The following is a 16,766-nucleotide window of genomic DNA, read 5'->3' as shown; positions in this document are numbered from 1 at the left end:
GAGAGGTCCGATGGAGACGTTCGCGGAAGTAGTCCGGTCCCGGTGCGGGGACTCGCACGAGGGGCTGCGGTTCGAGAACCGGAGCTGGACGTGGGACGAGGTCGTTCGCGAGGCTGCGGTGCGGGCTTCGCTGCTGCGCACTTTCGAGCCAGGACCCGGTCGGACGCAACGGCACATCGGGGTGCTGCTGCAGAATCTGCCGGATTTCGTGTTCTGGATTCTCGCCGCCGCAGTAACCGGTGACGTCCTGGTCGGCATCAACTCCACCCGGCGCGGCGCGGAGCTTGCGGCGGACATCAGCCACACGGACGTCGACGTGCTGCTTACCGAACCGTTGTACGGCAAGGAAGTCGCGGGCCTTGACCTGCCGACTGTGCGCCACGTCCTCGACGTGGAGTCGGCGGAGTACCACAAGCTGCTGGCCGCGCACGCCGACGCGGAGATGCCCGCGTGCCCGCCGGACCCGGCGGCGATCTTCCTGCTGCTGTTCAGCTCCGGCTCGACCGGCACGCCGAAGGCGGTGATCTGCAGCAACGGCCGCCTCGGCCGGTTGAGCGACGCGCTGGCCGAACGCGTCTCGCTGCACCGCGATTCGGTCACGTATCTGTGCCTGCCGATGTTTCACGGCCATGCGATCATGATGAACCTCGCCGCGGCGGCGAGGGTCGGCGCGACGATCGTCCTGGTACGGAAATTCTCCGCGTCGCAATTCATCCCGGACCTCCGCGCGCACGGCGTGACCTACTTCAATTACGTCGGCCGGGTGCTCAGCTACGTCGTCGCGCAGCCGGAACAGCCGACCGACGCCGACAACCGGCTGGAGATCGCCTTCGGCTCGGAAGCCGCACCGGGCGAATCCGCCGAATTCCGCCGTCGTTTCGGCTGCGAAGTGCGGGAAGGCTACGGCTCCAGCGAGGGCGGACTTCGCATCGTGCCGGAACCGGACGCGCCGCCGAACGCGCTGGGTCGTCCCGCGCCCGGAATGCGCGCGGAAATCCGCGACCAGGACAACCGGGAATGCCCGCTCGCGGAATTCGACGAGAACGGCTTGCTGCTGAACGCCGAGGAAGCGACCGGCGAGATCGTCGCGGTGGGTCGTGGGAAAACGTTCGAGGGGTACTACAAGCACCCCGCCGCGATGGCCGAAAGGCTGAAATTCGGCGGCGAGGACTTCTGGACCGGCGACCTCGGCTACCGCGACCGCGACGGCTACCTGTACTTTGCCGGCCGCGCCGCGGACTGGCTCCGCGTCGACGGCGAGAACTTCGGCACCGCGCCGGTCGAGCGGATTCTGGGCCGCTACCCGGCGTTCGCGGCGGCGCACTGCTACGGCGTGCCTGACCCGAAGACCGGAGACCTGCTGATGGCGTCCGTCATTCTCGTTGAGGATGCCGTGTTCGATCCGGAAGATTTCGACGAATTCCTTGCCGCGCAACCGGATCTCGGTACGAAATGGCGACCGTCCTTCGTCCGAATCATCGACGAGGCTCCGGTCACCGGCAGCGGCAAGGTCGACAAAGCGCCGTTGCGCGCGCAGGGCTGGGAGGACGACCGGGTCTGGTACGCGCCGAGCCGGACCAGTCCGTACCGGCCGCTCACCGCGGAGGACCGCCGCGAGCTGCGGGCGGAATTCCTCGCGCACGGCCGGGAAAACTCGCTGCCCGCGGCGTCGCGGCGCTGATCACCGTGGCGGGAGGCCCAGGGAAATCGAGGCGAACGCCTCTCGCAAGGTCGTCGGCACCGTCTTCTCCAGACTCTCGTCCAGGAACCGGTTGAGCACGGTGGTCATCGCCGCGATCGCGATGTCGGACACCAGTTGCGGATACAGATCGCCGACCCGCGTCCCGGTGCGCTCGGCGATCGCCCGGACCAGTTCGCCGGTCTCCACCCGCGCCAGCGCGGTGCGCATCTCCGGTGTCGCGCTCCACGCTTGCACCGCGCTGAGCTGGTCGGATGCCGGCTGGCCGTACGGCACTCCGTCGGCGCGCAACGGTTCGATGAGCGCTTCGGCGAGCGCGGTCCACAACGGCTCGTGCGCCGGACGCTCCCGCAGAAGTTCCGCGCTGAGGCGGATCCGGTGCCCGTGCCGGTAGGCGACCGCGTCGTATTTCGTGGCGAAGTAGTTGCTGAAAGTCCGCAGCGACACCCCGGCCCGCTCCGCGATGTCCTCGCGGACAACGTTGTCTGGACCTCTCTCGTACATCAGCGCCACGGCGGCGTCGCTCAGCGCTTTGCGCGTGTCGAGCTTCTTGCGTTCTCGCAAGCCGAGCGGTCGTTGGTCAGCCATGCTGCCCACGGTATCCAATCGGGCGCCGCATTCGCGTGGCCGACCGGTTTTGTTATGGACGAGCGCCGCGCAGGAACTGTTCGACGGCGGTGTCGACGAGCCCGTCGAGCAATTCCGGCGGAACGAGGTTGCCGTTGCCGATGGTCGCGATTCCTTGCAGCGTCGCGAACAACACGACCCCGATCCGCTGCGGCGGCCCGTCCTGCAACGCGCCCTGCTCCTGACCCTCGACGATCAGGTCGTTCATCAGCCGGAACGGTGCCTCGGCGGCCTGCACGATCCGGGACGCGCCGGGGCGATGCTTGCTGGTGTACATCAATTCGAGCAGCGCCGAGTTCTCGGTGGCGAAGCGGGTGTACGCCGCGGCTGCCGCGTGCACGCGGCCTGGAAAGTCGTCCGCGGTCTTCAGCGCCGAACGCAACGCGCTGTCCAAGCGCGCGAATCCGGCTTCGGCGAGGGCGTCGAGCAATGCCTGCCGATCCGGGAAATGCCGGCGCGGCGCGGCGTGGCTGACGCCGATCTCCCTGGCGAGGTCGCGCAACGACAGCTGATCGGCTCCGTGCGCGCGCAGGCCGCGTTCGGCCGCTTCGAGCAGGGCGGTGCGGAGGCTGCCGTGGTGGTAGGGACGGTCGTCGGACTGGTCGGGCACCCGGTCAGTCTAGCAGTATGTTTCCGTTGACAACATTGTTGCCGGTGCCTACTTTGGGGGCATGGACCTTATCGCGGAAGACCAGACCGGCCGCACCGCCGTGATCACCGGTGCGAACAGCGGATTAGGGCGCGCGACAGCGGCGGCGCTGGCGGCGAAGGGCGCGCGGGTGGTGCTGGCGGTGCGCAATCTGCGCAGTGGCCGCGAGGCTGCCGCGGAGCTGTCCGGCGACGTCGAAGTCCGGCAGCTCGACCTCGCCGATCTCGCGTCGGTCCGCGCGTTCGCCGCGGAATTCACCGAGCCGATCGACCTGCTGATCAACAACGCCGGCATCATGATCCCGCCGCTGTCGCGCACCGCGGACGGGTTCGAATCGCAGTTCGGGACCAATCATCTCGGGCATTTCGCGCTCACGAACCTGCTTTTGCCGCAGGTCCGGGGCCGGGTGGTGACGGTTTCGTCGAACGGGCACCGGGTCGGCACCATCGATTTCGCCGATCTGAACTGGGAGCGCAAGCCGTACCGGGCGGTGGCGGCTTACGGGCAGTCGAAGCTCGCGAACTTGCTGTTCACTGCTGAGCTTCAGCGGCGGCTGACTGAGGTTGGTTCGCCAGCGCTGGCGACTGCGGCGCATCCTGGGACGGCGGCGACGAATCTGCTGAAGGTGGAGACGCCGGTGCTGTCCTTGTTGGCGAAGGCCGGTACTCGGCTGTTCGCGCAGACTTCGGAGGAGGGAGCGCGGCCGACGCTTTATGCTGCGTTGGCGGATGTTCCCGGGGACAGCTATGCGGGGCCACGCGGTTTCCTGCAGAACCGCGGTGCGCCGAAACTCGTTGGGCGGTCGGCGAAAGCGCGGGACGGGGAGGTTGCGCGTCGCTTGTGGACAGTGTCTGAGGAGCTTACCGGGGTGCGGTTTCCGTTGACTGTTTCGGCTTGAGGTTTTGTTCCGCGCGTTCAACTGTCCGGGAACGATTCGGCGGGCCAGTGTCCGTTCTTGCCGCGTTTTATGCTGGCATGGCTCCGGTTTCAGTGAGGAACGCGGTCAGTTCCTTGGCCAGTCGTTCCGGCTGGTCCTCCGGGATCAGCGTGCCGCTGTCCGGGATTTCGACCAGTCGGCCGTCCGGGAAAAGGTCGGCGAGCCGCCGCCCCTGGTCGGCGGGCATCATCCGGTCCTGGCCCGCCCAGACGACCAGGACGGGCCGGTCGAATGTCCGCAGCCGTTCGGTCATCGCGAGCAGTTCCCGTCGCGGCGGGCTTCCGGTGGCGAATTTGACCAGGTCCCGGCGGATTTCCTTGTCCCGCAACGCCGGGGTGAACCAACCGTCGAGAATGTCGTCCGGGATGCGGCTTTCGCACATCCCGCCGTAGGCCGCTTTGGCGTGCCGGTAGAACGACGTCCGGCTGATGCGGGTGAGCAGCCACGGTCCGCCGGGGAGCCGGAGCAGTTTGACGGCCGGGCGTGCGGGTTTGGGCGGGAAGTTGTCGAAGGCCTCGCAGGCGACGAGCGCGAGCCGTCCGACCCGGGCGACGTGCTCGGCTGGTGCCATCCCGTCGGCGACGAGGAATTGGCCGCCGCCCCAGTCGTTGAGCACGATTGTCGCGTCGTGGAGGTCGAGTGCGTCGAGGAATTCGCCGAGCAGCCGGGCGAGGCCGAACTGCGTGAGATCGGCGTCGGGCCGCATCGGTGCGAGGTGGGCGCCGAGCGGCAAGGTGGGCAGGAGGCATCGGTAGCCGGTGAGCAGCGGGACGACTTTGCGCCATTGCGTGCCGGACATCGGAAACCCGTGCCCGAACACGAGTGCCGGGCCGGTCCCGCCGGTGTCGGTGTAGTCGATCGGCCCGGCGGACAGTTCCACGCGCGGCATCGGCCCTCCCTCGGGTCTCGCGACTAGAGTGATCGCTCTAGTCGCGAGACTAGGCCGCTCCGGGGCGGGCGGTCAACCCGGCTCGGAGCGGGCTCTGGCGCGCGGGGTCTGACGACCGGTCAACCCGGCTCGGTGCCGGATTGCGGTCTTCGTGGGATGGCCGCTCGGCGTGGGTCTCTGGCGCGCGGAGTTGGCGGCTGGCCGACCCGGCTCGGTGCCGGATTGCGGTATTCGCGGGATGATCGCTCGGCGCGCGGGTCTCGGGCACGCGGGATTCGGCGGCTGGCCGACCCGGTGTGGCGTGGGGAGGCGGCCTTCGGCTGCCCCGCGATCGCGTTGTCGGCGCGCGGTGTTGTGCGGGACCTTTGGCAGCCGGTCATTCCGGCCTGTCGCCGCTGCGGTGACCGCCCTGCGGGAGCCTCCGGCAAGCGATACGCGGAGCCTTTCGTCGGACGCGCTGCCGGGATTTACCGTTTCCGGCCAGAACGACCGTGTTCTCGCGAGAATTGCCGAGATAGTCCGCCGTCATCGATCACTTCCCGGTGAAGACCACGCGGTTTCCGTCCGGATCGGTGAGCGGCAGAATGCGCGCGCCGCCGCCGGGTTGCGGTCCGTCGTGGGCGGCTCCGGCCTTCGTCGCGTGGGCGGCGGCTGCGTCGAGGTCTGTCTCCTCGAGCACGACTGTCGATCGTCCGGCCCGGCTGGGTTCGGACCACACCTGCAGTCCGAAAGTGTCGCCGAGATGCCATTCGAGCAGGCCGGGCATCGGCCGGGAGTCCGGGCCGCGGTCGAACAGGGCCGCGTACCACACCTCGGCCCGTGCGAGGTCGGAGACGGTGCACTGGGCGAGCACTCGGCGGATCATGACGGGTCCCTTCGTAGTGATTTCGATCTGCAAGCACTTTCAGGAGACCACAAGTGCTGGCAAGATGCAAGCACTCAGGCGGGCGTCCGCCGGGTATCCGCTCCGATGAACGAATCAGGCGAATTGCTCCCGCTGTGCCCGAGAACGGTTTCCTCCCCGGCACGGAAATCTGCGCCATTGCCCCGGAACAGCGTTCATCTCCTGTTTCTCCGGCGGTTTTCCCTTGTCTTTGTGCGCGGCCTGGAATACGCCGGTCGCCGTGTCGGGCGGCAGGGAAGAGGAGGACTCCTGTGTCGAGAATTCGTTGGCGTGCCGTGGTGGCGATGGCCGCGGCCGGTTCTGTCGCGGCGGCCGTGCCCGCGCTGGCCGCGCCGGTGCGCACCGAGCACGTGCTGTTGCTGTCGGTCGACGGTCTCCACCAGTCGGACCTGGACTGGTACACGCGCACCCATCCCGGGTCGGCGCTGGCCGCGCTCGCGGTGCACGGCACCGAATACGCGCACGCGAGCACGCCGGTGCCGTCGGATTCGTTCCCCGGCATGGTCGCGCAGGTGACCGGCGGCAACCCCGCGAGCACCGGGATCTACTACGACGCCACCTACAACCGGGCGTTGCTCCCGGCGGGCACGACGTCCTGCTCCGGCGCGAAGCCAGGGTCCACAGTGGACTACACCGAGGATCTCGACCGCAACCTGGACGCCATCGACGCTGGGCAGGGCCTGCCGAACCTGCCCGACGGCGTGCTCGCGATGACCGGCGACCCGCGTTCGCTGATCAACCCGGCCGCGTTGCCCGTCGACCCGAAGACGTGCAAACCTGTTTACCCGCACCAGTATCTGCGAGCGAACACCGTGTTCGAGGTCGCGCGGCAGGCCGGGTTGCGCACCGCTTGGTCGGACAAGCATCCGGCGTACGAAATGCTCAACGGCCCGTCCGGGAGCGGCATCGACGACCTCTTCGCCCCGGAGATCAACAGCAAGGCCCCCAGCTCCAGCGACTGGACTAAGGACAACTCCGCGACCCAGCGTTATGACGGCTACAAAGCCAAAGCCGTCCTGAACGAGATCGACGGCTTCGACCACAGTGGACAGACTCGCGCGGGTACGCCCGGGGTGTTCGGAATGAACTTCCAGTCCGTTTCGACCGCGCAGAAGCTTCCGCTCTCCGGAGGCCAGCCTGGCGGATACCGTCCCGACGGCACGCCGGGCCCGGTGCTGCAGTCCGCTTTGGACTTCGTCGACCGGCAGGTGGGCGCGTTCGCCGCCGAACTGCGAAACCGACACCTCGACCGCTCGACGACCGTGATCCTCTCGGCGAAGCACGGCCAGTCGCCGATCGACCCGTCCGCGCTGACCCGCATCGACGACGCCCCGCTGCTCGCCGGCCTGAACGCCGCCTGGCGGGCCGCGCACCCCGGCGCGCCCGATCTGGTCGCCCAAGCGACCGACGACGACGCGATGCTGCTGTGGTTCACCGACCACTCGCCATCGGCCGCCGAGTTCGCGCGGCAGTACCTGCTGGCCCAGTCCGGTACCGGAAACGGCAGCACCGGCGCGCCGAAACCGTTCACGCACGCGGGCCTGACGACGGCCTACGCCGGAGCCGACGCTGCCCGCTACTTCCACGTGCGCCCGGGCGACCCGCGCGTGCCGGACCTGATCGGCATCGCCCAGCACGGCGTCGTGTACACCGGCGGCCACTCGAAAATCGCCGAACACGGCGGCGCGGCGGCCGACGATCGCGCGGTCCCGCTGGTGGTCAGCGGCGGGCACGGGGCGCGGATCCCGGCGGCGGTCGAGACGACCCAGATCGCGCCGACGATCCTGCGGCTGCTGAACCTGGACCCGCGTGCGCTGTCGGCGGTGCGGGAGGAGGGGACGGCTCCGCTGCCCGGCCTCGGCCGCTGATCGGATCTCGGCCCGGCTCTGCGGGAGAGGCGGGCCGAGGTCGGCCGACGCTCTGCGGGGGAAGCGGGCCGAGGTCGGCCGACGGCGCCGGAAAGTCTGCCCGGGCGGGGGATGCGGATCTGGCTTGCCGGAACGTGCCGGTCGAGTGGGCGGGGTGCGGAGTCTGATTGGCCCGGTTCACGCGAGGCGGAGGATCCACGGCGTCGGCAGGACCGACCGAACCTGGCCCGGTCGGCGCAGGGGAGCCGCAACCACGACGATCCCGCATCAGCCCTGCTCACCGGCCTATTATGAGCAAAAGCTCACCCCCGGAGGAGGCTCCGATGCCCGGAAAGCGACTGCAGCCGCGCAAGGAGCCCCGCCAGGTGCGTGGCGAGCTGACCCGCCAGCGCATCCTCGCGGCGGCCGCGCAGATATTCGCTGAGATGGGGTACGCCGCGGGCACGACGAACCGGATCGCGGAGCGGGCGGGGGTGTCGATCGGGTCGCTGTACCAGTACTACCCGAACAAAGATGCCATCCTCGTCGCGTTGGCATCTCAGCATCTCGACGCCGGGGCGGAAACCCTGCGCCGCCACCGGGAAACGGCTGGGCCGCCGGACACCCTGGACGGTGCGCTTCGCGAACTGGTGCACGTCGCGATCCAGAGCCACCTCGACGATCCGCGGTTGCTGCGCGTGATGGCCGAACAAGCCCCGCGTTCGGCGGAGTTGCTGGAGCAGGTCGCGCGGTACGAGGAGGCGCGGGTTGCCTTTGTGCGCGGTCTGCTCAGGCCGGAAGCGAACGTGTCCAATGTGGACATGGCGGCGCGGATCGTGGTGAACACGGTGGATCTGCTCGTGCACAAGATGATCGCCGGGCCTGCGCCGCTCGATCTTGCCGCGTTCGAGGACGAGCTGGTGGCCATGCTGACCCGTTACGTGACGGCGGGCTCCGAGCGGAGCAGCGGGTTGCGCCATTGAGTCGGCGGACGCGGCGGGGCCGGTTGTCAAGTGGCGGACATCACTGTGGACTTCGTGATCGATCAGGCGATCGATTCCGCGATCCCGGCCGGGACGCGGCGGCGGGCGACGAAGGCGGGAACCGGCGGGAGGGGCGGAGAGCGGTTCGGGCGGGTCGTCGGCGGTTTCCCGGCTCGGCCGCGTCCGGAGGCCGCCGCGGCGCGGCGGTCCGGCTCTTCCCGGTCGCTGAGACGGCCCTGGGCTATGACCGTGATCTCGTCGCACTCGCCGTCGAAAAAGCGCCTCCGGTTGGCTGCCGGAGGCCCGGCGGCATGGGAGTATCCAGCGCATCTGTACCTGAAGCGGGCGAAGTCGGACCAGGTGGCGACCCAAAACGCCGTCAGGCCCGGCCGGCGGATCTTCCGCGAACGAGCGGGAAGGAGACAGCATGCTGATCGGGGTGCTCAAGGAGGCACAACCGGGGGAGACGCGCGTCGCGGCGACTCCGGAGACGGTGGGCAAGCTGCGCGGGCTGGGCTATGACGTGACGGTGGAGCCGGGCGCCGGGCTGGCCTCGGGGTTCTTCGACGAGGCCTACGCCGAGGCCGGGGCGACGTCGGGCGCGATCGCTGAGGCGGACATCGTGTTCGGAGTGAACGCGCCGTCCGCTCAGCAGCTGGACGCGGTGAAGTCGGGGGCGGCGGTGGTGAGTCTGCTGGCTCCGGCGTTGCATCCGGAGCTGGTGGAGGATCTGGCGAAGCGGCCGATCACGGCGTTGGCGATGGACGCGGTGCCGCGGATCAGCCGGGCGCAGTCGTTGGACGTGCTGTCTTCGATGGCGAACATCGCCGGATACCGGGCGGTGGTGGAGGCGGCGCACACGTTCGGGCGGTTCTTCACCGGGCAGGTGACGGCGGCGGGGAAGGTCAACCCGGCGAAGGTCCTGGTCGTGGGCGCGGGTGTGGCCGGGTTGGCGGCGATCGGCGCGGCGGGGTCGCTGGGAGCGATCGTGCGGGCGACGGACCCGCGGCCGGAAGTGGCCGATCAGGTGAAGAGCCTGGGCGGGGAGTATCTGTCCATCGAGGACCCGAGCGCGGAGGTTTCGGCGACGGGTTACGCGAAGGAAATGGGCGACGATTACAAGGCGCGCGAGAAAGAGCTGTACGCGACGCAGTGTCGCGAGGTCGACATCATCGTCACCACGGCGCTGATCCCGGGCCGTCCGGCGCCGCGGATCATCACGGCGGAGATGGTCGCGTCGATGAAGGCCGGTTCGGTCATTGTGGACATGGCCGCGGCGAACGGCGGCAACGTCGAGGGTTCGGTCGCGGGGGAGAAGATCGTCACCGAGAACGGCGTGACGATTCTGGGCTACACGGATCTGGCGGGGCGGCTTCCGGCGCAGGCGTCGCAGCTGTACGGGACGAACCTGGTCAACCTGATGAAGTTGATGACGCCGGAGAAGGACGGCCAGCTGGTGGTCGACTTCGAGGATGTGGTGGTCCGGTCGATCACGGTGGTGCGCAGCGGCGAGCTGACGTGGCCGCCACCGCCGGTGCAAGTCTCCGCGGCTCCGCAGAAACCCGCGGCGGCTCCGGAGAAGAAGGAAGAGCCGAAGAAGGAGCCGATGTCCTCGGGGCGACGGCTCGGGCTCGTTTTGGGCGTGGCTGCGGTGTTCTTGTTGCTGGCGGCGTTGGCTCCGGCGGCGTTGCTGCCGCATTTGACGGTGTTCGCGCTGGCGATCGTGATCGGGTATTACGTGATCGGGCATGTGCATCACGCGTTGCACACGCCGTTGATGTCGGTGACGAACGCGATTTCCGGGATCATCGTCGTGGGTGCTCTGCTGAATCTGGTCAGCGGCAACACGGTGGTCGTGGTGCTGGCGGCGGTGGCGACCTTGCTGGCGACGATCAACATTTTCGGCGGGTTCGCGGTGACGCGCCGGATGCTCGCCATGTTCTCCCGCAGCTGACCCGAGAGGCCTTCTTCAGATGACTGTGCACACTGCGAGCCAGGCCGCTTACATCGTGGCCGGGCTGTTGTTCATTCTCGCGCTGGCCGGGCTGTCCCGGCACGAGACCGCGCGGGTCGGAAATTATTTCGGCATGGCCGGGATGGTCGTCGCGTTGATCGCGACGATCGCGCAGGCGGTGTCGGGGGAGATCACCGGGACGTCGATCGCGTTGATGATCGTCGCGATGGTGATCGGTGCGGGGATCGGGTTGCGCCGGGCGGCGGTGGTCGAGATGACCGGGATGCCCGAGCTGATCGCCCTGCTGCATTCGTTCGTCGGTCTCGCCGCGGTTCTGGTGGGCTGGAACGGCTACCTGCAAGTGGAATCCGACCCCACGGGCGGCGAAGCCCAGCACTTGGATGCGTTGGGGACGTTGGGGATTCACCACGCCGAGGTGTTCATCGGGGTGTTCATCGGGGCGGTGACGTTCACCGGGTCGATCGTGGCGAACCTGAAGCTGTCGGCGAAGATGAAGTCCGCGCCGTTGATGCTGCCCGGCAAGAACTTCCTGAACCTGGGCGCTTTGGTGTTGTTCGTGGCGTTCACCGCGTGGTTCGTGGTCAGCCCGGCGCTGTGGCTGCTGGTCGTGGTCACGGTTCTCGCGCTGGCGCTGGGGTGGCATCTGGTCGCGTCGATCGGCGGCGGGGACATGCCGGTGGTCGTGTCGATGCTGAACAGCTATTCCGGCTGGGCCGCGGCGGCGTCGGGGTTCCTGCTGGAGAACGACCTTTTGATCATCACTGGCGCTTTGGTGGGCTCGTCGGGTGCGTATCTGTCTTACATCATGTGCAAGGCGATGAACCGGTCGTTCATTTCCGTGATCGCGGGCGGGTTCGGGATCGAGGCGGGGCCGTCCGGGGACAAGGATTACGGCGAGCACCGGGAAATCACCGCCGAGGGCGCGGCGGAACTGTTGACCGGAGCGTCGCGGGTGATCATCACGCCGGGGTACGGGATGGCGGTCGCGCAGGCGCAGTACGGGGTGGCGGAGCTGACGCGGAAACTGCGGGACAAGGGCATCGAGGTCCGCTTCGGCATCCACCCCGTCGCCGGGCGGCTTCCCGGGCACATGAACGTGCTGCTGGCCGAAGCCAAGGTCCCGTATGACATCGTGCTGGAGCTGGACGAGATCAACGACGATTTCGCCGACACCGACGTGGTTTTGGTGATCGGCGCGAACGACACCGTCAACCCCGCGGCGGCCGAGGACCCGGGCAGCCCGATCGCGGGCATGCCGGTGCTGACGGTGTGGGAAGCGGAGAACGTGGTGGTGTTCAAGCGCTCCATGGCCTCGGGCTACGCGGGCGTGCAGAACCCGCTGTTCTTCCGGGAAAACTCGGCGATGCTCTTCGGCGACGCCAAGGACCGGGTCAACGACATCCTCTCCGCGCTGTGAACCAGGAGAAACGCATGAAAGCCGTACACATCAAGGATCTCGAAGGCCCGTCGACCGTCTCCGTCGTCGAGGTTGATGCGCCCGCGCGCGCTGTTGATCAGGTGCTGATCGACGTGCACGCGGCCGGGGTGTCGTTCCCGGACGTGCTGCAGACGCGCGGGCTGTACCAGGTGAAGCCGGAGCTGCCGTTCATCCCAGGCGCCGAGGTCGCCGGGGTTGTGGCGGAGGCCCCGGAGGGCACGGCGGTCAAGGCCGGCGACCGGGTGGCGGCGCTGCCGTTCCTGGGCGGGTTCGGCGAACAGGTCGCGTGCGCGGCGGACGCGGTGTTCCCGATTCCGGATGACCTGGGCTTCGCGCAGGCGGCGGCGATTCCGTTCAACTACCTGACCGCGCATTTCGCGCTGTGCCGGCGCGGCCGGATGGCGGCCGGGGAGACCGTGCTGGTGCATGGCGCGGCCGGCGGCGTCGGGACGGCGGTGATCCAGGTCGCGAAGGCGTTCGGCGCGGGCAAGGTGCTCGGGGTGGTGTCGACGCCGGAGAAGGGCGAAGCGGCGGTCGCGGCCGGGGCGGACGAATACGTGCTGGCGGACGGGTTCAAGGACGCGGTGAAAGCGTCGACCGGAGGGCGCGGTGTCGACGTGATCGCGGACGTCGTCGGCGGCGACCGGTTCACCGATTCGCTGCGCTGCCTCGCCGCGGACGGGCGGATGCTGGTCATCGGATTCACCGGCGGCTCGATCCCCGAGGTGAAGGTGAACCGGTTGCTGCTGAACAACTTGGACGTCGTGGGCGTCGGGTGGGGTGCGTACGCGCTGCCGCGGCCGGGGTACCTGCAGGGGCAGTGGGCGGAACTGCTGCCGAAGCTGGCGGCCGGGGCGATCGTGCCGCCGCTGGGCGGGAGTTACCCGCTGGCGGAGGTGCGGGACGCGCTGGAGGCCATCGAGAACCGGAAGGCGATGGGGAAGCTCATCCTGGCTGTGCGTCCGTAGTGGACTGTCTAGGCGCGGCGGTCGTCCTGGTGACGGCCGTCGCTTGCCTACAGTGTCCTGTGTAGACACGAGTGCAGGAGGACGGCGGCGAGGGTTTGGTCGGCGTCGTACTGACGGAAGGTGCTGACTGGCTCGAAACCGAGCCGGACGGCGAGGTTCATCGAGCGTTCGTTGGCCGTCTGCGTCACCACGAGCACCGGCTGGTCCGGAAGTTCTTCGGCGGCGGCGCGCAGCACCGCGGCGGCGGCTTCGAAGGCCAGTCCCGCGCCCCAAGCGTCGCGGTGCATCAAGTAGCCGAGTTCCAGTTCCTCGCCGGTTTCGGTGATATGGCCGGGTTCCTCGACGGGACGGCGTTTCAGTTCGATGGTGCCGAGGAGGCGGTCGGTGGCCTGGTCGGCGATGACGAAAGTCCCCGGCCGACGAGTCGCTCGCGCCACGCCGCCGATCTCTTCGAGGCGTTGCTCAACAGCTTCCCGACGCTGCGGTCCCCCGAGGTATCGCCAGACTTCCGGGTCGGTTTGCAGGTCGATGAGCCGCTCGCGGTCACAGTCATGTGCTTTGCGCAGCACCACCCTCGGCGCTTCGATCCGGGCCGCGGAAATCATCCCATTCATGAGACCATTCTTACCGCGTCTTCGACGGACAACCCGCCACCGTGCTCGAATGCGCTGGCAAACTTGAGACCGAGAACTGCTTGTGCCGCTTCGGTAATCCGGTCTACATCACCCCGCTCGGCGGCGGGCAGGGGAGCATCGACACTCCGTCGCGCCGCATCGGCAGCTCCGAGCAGCAATGCGGCGGACTGCGGATCCACCGTGCCCGCCAGCCCCTCCAACGACAGCGCGAAAGCACGCGGTTCGTCAAGCATCCGCGCGTACTCCAAACCCTGCAGGTGATACTTCTTCGCCTGCGCCAAATCCCCCCGGAGTTCGGCGACGAAACCGAGTTCCGCGTACAGCAGGTGGTCGCCCGCCGTCGAGGACAGGCCGCGGTATTCGTCGCGGAGGCGGGTCAGGCGGTGTTCGGCGGCGTCGAGGTCGCCGGAGCGGCGGGCACCCAGGGCGAGGCCCATTTCGGCGTGGATCCGTCCGTAGGTGTAGCCGTGGTCGGCCGCGATGCGGAGGGCTTGTTCGTGCAGGTCGCGGGCTCGTGGCCACTCGCGTTCGAGCAGGGCGAGGCGGCCTAGGCCGGACAGTCTCGCCGAGACTTCCGCCTGCAAGTCCAGTTCGCGCGCGATGGCGAGTCCTTCGTGCTGGCGGCGGGCGGCTTCGGCGTAGTCGCCCTTGATTTCGGCGAGCGCGGCCAGCGGCGGGATGGTCTGCATCTCGCCCCACCGGTCGCCGAGGCGACGGAAGAGTTCGGCGCTGCGCAGGCCGTCCCGGCCGAGTGCGGCGAGATCCCCGCGGACCAGGCTGAGCATGGCGCGCAGGCCGAGTGCCGCGGCGATGCCCCATTCGTCGTCCCCGGCGGCCGCGAGGGCGCGCGCGTTCATCTCGTAGCTGGCGGTGATGTCGCCGACGCTGAACAAACTGTAGGCACGCAACCACAACGCACGCGCGCTGTCCGGGGAATCGGGCGGGGCTTGTTCGCCGGTCAGCAGGGCGAACGATCCATTGAGGACAGTGAGCTCCGAATCCGTTGCGGTGAAACGTAAAACGGCCGAAAGCATGCGTCGGCCTTCGGTCATTCTGCCTCGCAAAAGCCACCACCAGGACAATGCTTTCGCGAGCCGCGCCGCTTCGGTGGACGCTCGGCAGATCGCCTCGTCCAAGGCCGCGCGCAGGTTTCCCGCCTCGACGTCCAGCCGGGCGAGCCAAGTCCGTTGCCCGGCACCGTGCAGTCGGGCGTTCTCGGCGATTTCCAGGTAATGGCGCAGGTGTCGCGCGCGGGTGGCGGCAGGATCCGCCAGCCGTTCGACGGCATAGGCGGCAACGGATTCCAGCAGCCGGTACCGAACCCCGGCCGGTCCGTTCGCGACGGTCACCAGCGACCGGTCGACCAGCCGGAGCACGAGATCGAGCACCTCTCCCGCGCAGACGGCTTCGGCGGCGGCGAGGTCGAAACTGTCGCGGTGGACGGCCAGTCTGCTGAGGACATTCCGCTCCGGTTCGCTGAGCAGTTCCCAGCTCCAGTCCAGCACCGCGCGCAGAGTCTGCTGCCGCGCCGGAGCGCCGCGCGACCCTCGGGTCAGGACGGCGAACCGGTCGGTGAGCCGGGCCGCCAGTTCCCGGACGCCCAAGCCGCGCACGCGAGTCGCCGCGAGTTCCAGTGCGAGCGGAAGACCGTCCAGGCGGCGGCAGATTTCGGTGATCGCGTCGAGATCGCCCGTGAAACCCGGGGCGGACGCGGTGGCCCGTTCGGTGAACAGCCGCACGGCATCCGCGGGCGGCAGTGGTTCCACCGCGAACACGGCCTCGCCAGGCAGGCCGAGCGGTTCCTGGCTGGTGGCGAGAATGCGCAGGTCACGGGTACCGCGGAGGAGCGATTCGACGAGTTCGGCGGCGGCTTCGACGACGTGCTCGCAGTTGTCCAGAACCAGCAGCATCCGCCGGTCGCGCAGGGCTGTGGCGAGTCGTTGCGTCGGGGAGGCGGAGTCGACTGAGTCGCGGATTCCGAGTTCGGCGGCGACTGCTTCGGCCAGGTCGGCCGCGGAGCCGCGGACGCCCGCGAACTCGACCAGCCATCCGCCGTCTGGTGCGTTTCGCGGAGAACTGAGTCCTGCTGCGGCCAAGGCCAGCCGCGACTTGCCGACCCCGCCCGGCCCGGTCAACGTCACCAGCCGGGCCGGCAACCCGGCCAACTGCGCGAGCGCCTCCTCCCGGCCGATCAACGGCGTCAGCGGGCGGGGGAGGTTGCCGCGCGGTTCGGCGGCCAGCCCGGGGTCCTGCCGGAGCAGCGATTCGTACAGCGCGCGCAGCTCCGGGCTCGGGTCGACGCCCAACTCGTCGGCGAGCCGGGTGCGGAGATCTGTATAGGAGGCAAGGGCTTCGCTCTGCCGTCCGCCCAGGTACAGCGCGCGCATCTGTGCTGCCCGCAAGCCTTCCCGGAGCGGGTTCCGCGCGATGACCTCCGCCAGATCGTCCGCGACGGCGTAGTCGCCTGCTTCGACTTGGGCTTTTGCCCGCTCTTCCACCACGGCCAGCCGCAGTTCGGCCAACCGGTGCGCGGCCGGCCGTGCGAACTCCTCGTCGGCGAAGTCGGCGAATGCCTCGCCCCGCCACAGGCCCAGCGCCTCGGCGAATCGCTCCGCGCGGGCTCGGGGATCTGCCGTCGCGCGAGCCTGGGCGACGAGGTCGCGGAACTGCGCGGCGTCGGAGTGCTCGATCCGCAGCCGGTAGCCCGCAGGTTGCCGCTCGACGCCGTTCCGTCCGACGATCCGGCGCAGCTGCGACACCTTGGCCTGCAGCGCACCGGCTGGTTTGCCGGGCGGGTGGTCGCGCCAGAGGTCCTGGACGAGCCGATCGGCGGTGACCGGGCCGCCGTCGTGGGCCAGGAGCGTTGCGAGCAGCGCCCGGACTTTTGCTTCGGGCACGGTGATCGGTGCGTTTGTCTCGTCCCAAACTGCGAGCGGGCCGAGGATTCCGAATCGGAGGTGCTGGGGTGCCATCAGGTCACTGGTCCTGGCTTGCGGCCAGTGCTTTTGCCTCGTTCCATGCCGCGAGCAGGCCGGGAATCCTGTGTGGTGCCATCGGGCCACCGCCCCGGCTTGCCGCCAGCGCTTCTGTCCTGAAGGGCGGCGACCAGCGCGTCTGCCTCGTGCCATGCCGCGCGCGGGACGGGGATCCTGTGTGGTGCCATCAGTCCACCGCCCCCGGCTTGCTGTCAGCGCCTTTGCCTCGAAGCACGCCTG

At 68.9% G+C, this 16,766-nt stretch carries 13 protein-coding genes; 7 read left to right on the top strand and 6 right to left on the bottom strand.

The window, feature by feature from the left end:
- Nucleotides 1–10: 10 nt before the first annotated feature.
- A complete protein-coding gene (locus ACZ7OI_RS18150; RefSeq protein WP_470265361.1) occupies nt 11–1,681 on the top strand; it encodes an AMP-binding protein in 1,671 nt (556 codons plus the stop codon).
- Here ACZ7OI_RS18150 and ACZ7OI_RS18145 read toward each other — a convergent pair whose 3' ends face one another.
- Together ACZ7OI_RS18145 and ACZ7OI_RS18140 are read right to left on the bottom strand one after the other, a co-directional pair.
- The gene (locus tag ACZ7OI_RS18145; RefSeq protein ID WP_470265360.1) at nt 1,682–2,287 is read right to left on the bottom strand and encodes a TetR/AcrR family transcriptional regulator; all 606 of its coding nucleotides are present in this window, start codon (nt 2,285–2,287) and stop codon (nt 1,682–1,684) included.
- A gap of 52 nt (nt 2,288–2,339) precedes the next feature.
- Nucleotides 2,340–2,936, bottom strand: a complete 597-nt coding sequence (locus ACZ7OI_RS18140; RefSeq protein WP_470265359.1) for a TetR/AcrR family transcriptional regulator — start codon at nt 2,934–2,936, stop codon at nt 2,340–2,342.
- 61 nt (nt 2,937–2,997) lie between these two features.
- Between ACZ7OI_RS18140 and ACZ7OI_RS18135 the strand changes: the two genes are divergently transcribed.
- Nucleotides 2,998–3,873 carry an oxidoreductase gene (locus tag ACZ7OI_RS18135; protein WP_470265358.1) on the top strand — a complete coding sequence of 292 codons (876 nt, stop codon included), beginning with the start codon at nt 2,998–3,000 and terminating at the stop codon, nt 3,871–3,873.
- Nucleotides 3,874–3,940: 67 nt separating this feature from the next.
- On the opposite strand, the gene ACZ7OI_RS18130 is transcribed toward ACZ7OI_RS18135, so the two are convergent.
- Both ACZ7OI_RS18130 and ACZ7OI_RS18125 read right to left on the bottom strand, forming a co-directional pair.
- A complete protein-coding gene (locus ACZ7OI_RS18130; RefSeq protein WP_470265357.1) occupies nt 3,941–4,801 on the bottom strand; it encodes an alpha/beta fold hydrolase in 861 nt (286 codons plus the stop codon).
- Nucleotides 4,802–5,333: 532 nt separating this feature from the next.
- Entirely contained in the window at nt 5,334–5,666 is a 333-nt protein-coding gene (locus ACZ7OI_RS18125; protein WP_470265356.1) for a VOC family protein, read from the bottom strand.
- A gap of 323 nt (nt 5,667–5,989) precedes the next feature.
- On the opposite strand from ACZ7OI_RS18125, the gene ACZ7OI_RS18120 reads away from it, so the two are divergent.
- The 5 genes from ACZ7OI_RS18120 (at nt 5,990) to ACZ7OI_RS18100 (ending at nt 12,916) form a co-directional block, all read left to right on the top strand.
- Entirely contained in the window at nt 5,990–7,573 is a 1,584-nt protein-coding gene (locus ACZ7OI_RS18120; protein WP_470265974.1) for an alkaline phosphatase family protein, read from the top strand.
- A 323-nt stretch (nt 7,574–7,896) separates the two neighbouring features.
- A complete protein-coding gene (locus tag ACZ7OI_RS18115; protein WP_470265355.1) occupies nt 7,897–8,535 on the top strand; it encodes a TetR/AcrR family transcriptional regulator in 639 nt (212 codons plus the stop codon).
- 427 nt (nt 8,536–8,962) lie between these two features.
- The gene (locus ACZ7OI_RS18110; RefSeq protein WP_470265354.1) at nt 8,963–10,489 is read left to right on the top strand and encodes a Re/Si-specific NAD(P)(+) transhydrogenase subunit alpha; all 1,527 of its coding nucleotides are present in this window, start codon (nt 8,963–8,965) and stop codon (nt 10,487–10,489) included.
- Nucleotides 10,490–10,508: 19 nt separating this feature from the next.
- Nucleotides 10,509–11,927, top strand: coding sequence for a Re/Si-specific NAD(P)(+) transhydrogenase subunit beta (pntB, locus tag ACZ7OI_RS18105; RefSeq protein ID WP_470265353.1), 1,419 nt, complete (start codon nt 10,509–10,511; stop codon nt 11,925–11,927).
- Between the two features lie 14 nt (nt 11,928–11,941).
- Complete coding sequence (locus tag ACZ7OI_RS18100) at nt 11,942–12,916, top strand: NADPH:quinone oxidoreductase family protein (RefSeq protein WP_470265352.1); 975 nt, start codon at nt 11,942–11,944, stop codon at nt 12,914–12,916.
- Nucleotides 12,917–12,963: 47 nt separating this feature from the next.
- On the opposite strand, the gene ACZ7OI_RS18095 is transcribed toward ACZ7OI_RS18100, so the two are convergent.
- Both ACZ7OI_RS18095 and ACZ7OI_RS18090 read right to left on the bottom strand, forming a co-directional pair.
- Nucleotides 12,964–13,530 (bottom strand): GNAT family N-acetyltransferase, encoded by a 567-nt coding sequence (locus tag ACZ7OI_RS18095; RefSeq protein WP_470265351.1) that lies wholly within the window; start codon nt 13,528–13,530, stop codon nt 12,964–12,966.
- On the bottom strand, nt 13,527–16,523 hold the full coding sequence (locus ACZ7OI_RS18090; protein ID WP_470265350.1) for an AfsR/SARP family transcriptional regulator: 2,997 nt from the start codon (nt 16,521–16,523) through the stop codon (nt 13,527–13,529). The genes ACZ7OI_RS18095 and ACZ7OI_RS18090 overlap by 4 nt, the downstream gene beginning before the upstream one ends.
- Nucleotides 16,524–16,766 lie beyond the last annotated feature (243 nt).

The sequence above is a fragment of the Amycolatopsis sp. NPDC114503 genome (genome assembly GCF_055633655.1).
Note: the sequence above shows the minus strand (reverse complement) of the source record. Positions and strands in the feature narration are given on the sequence as shown.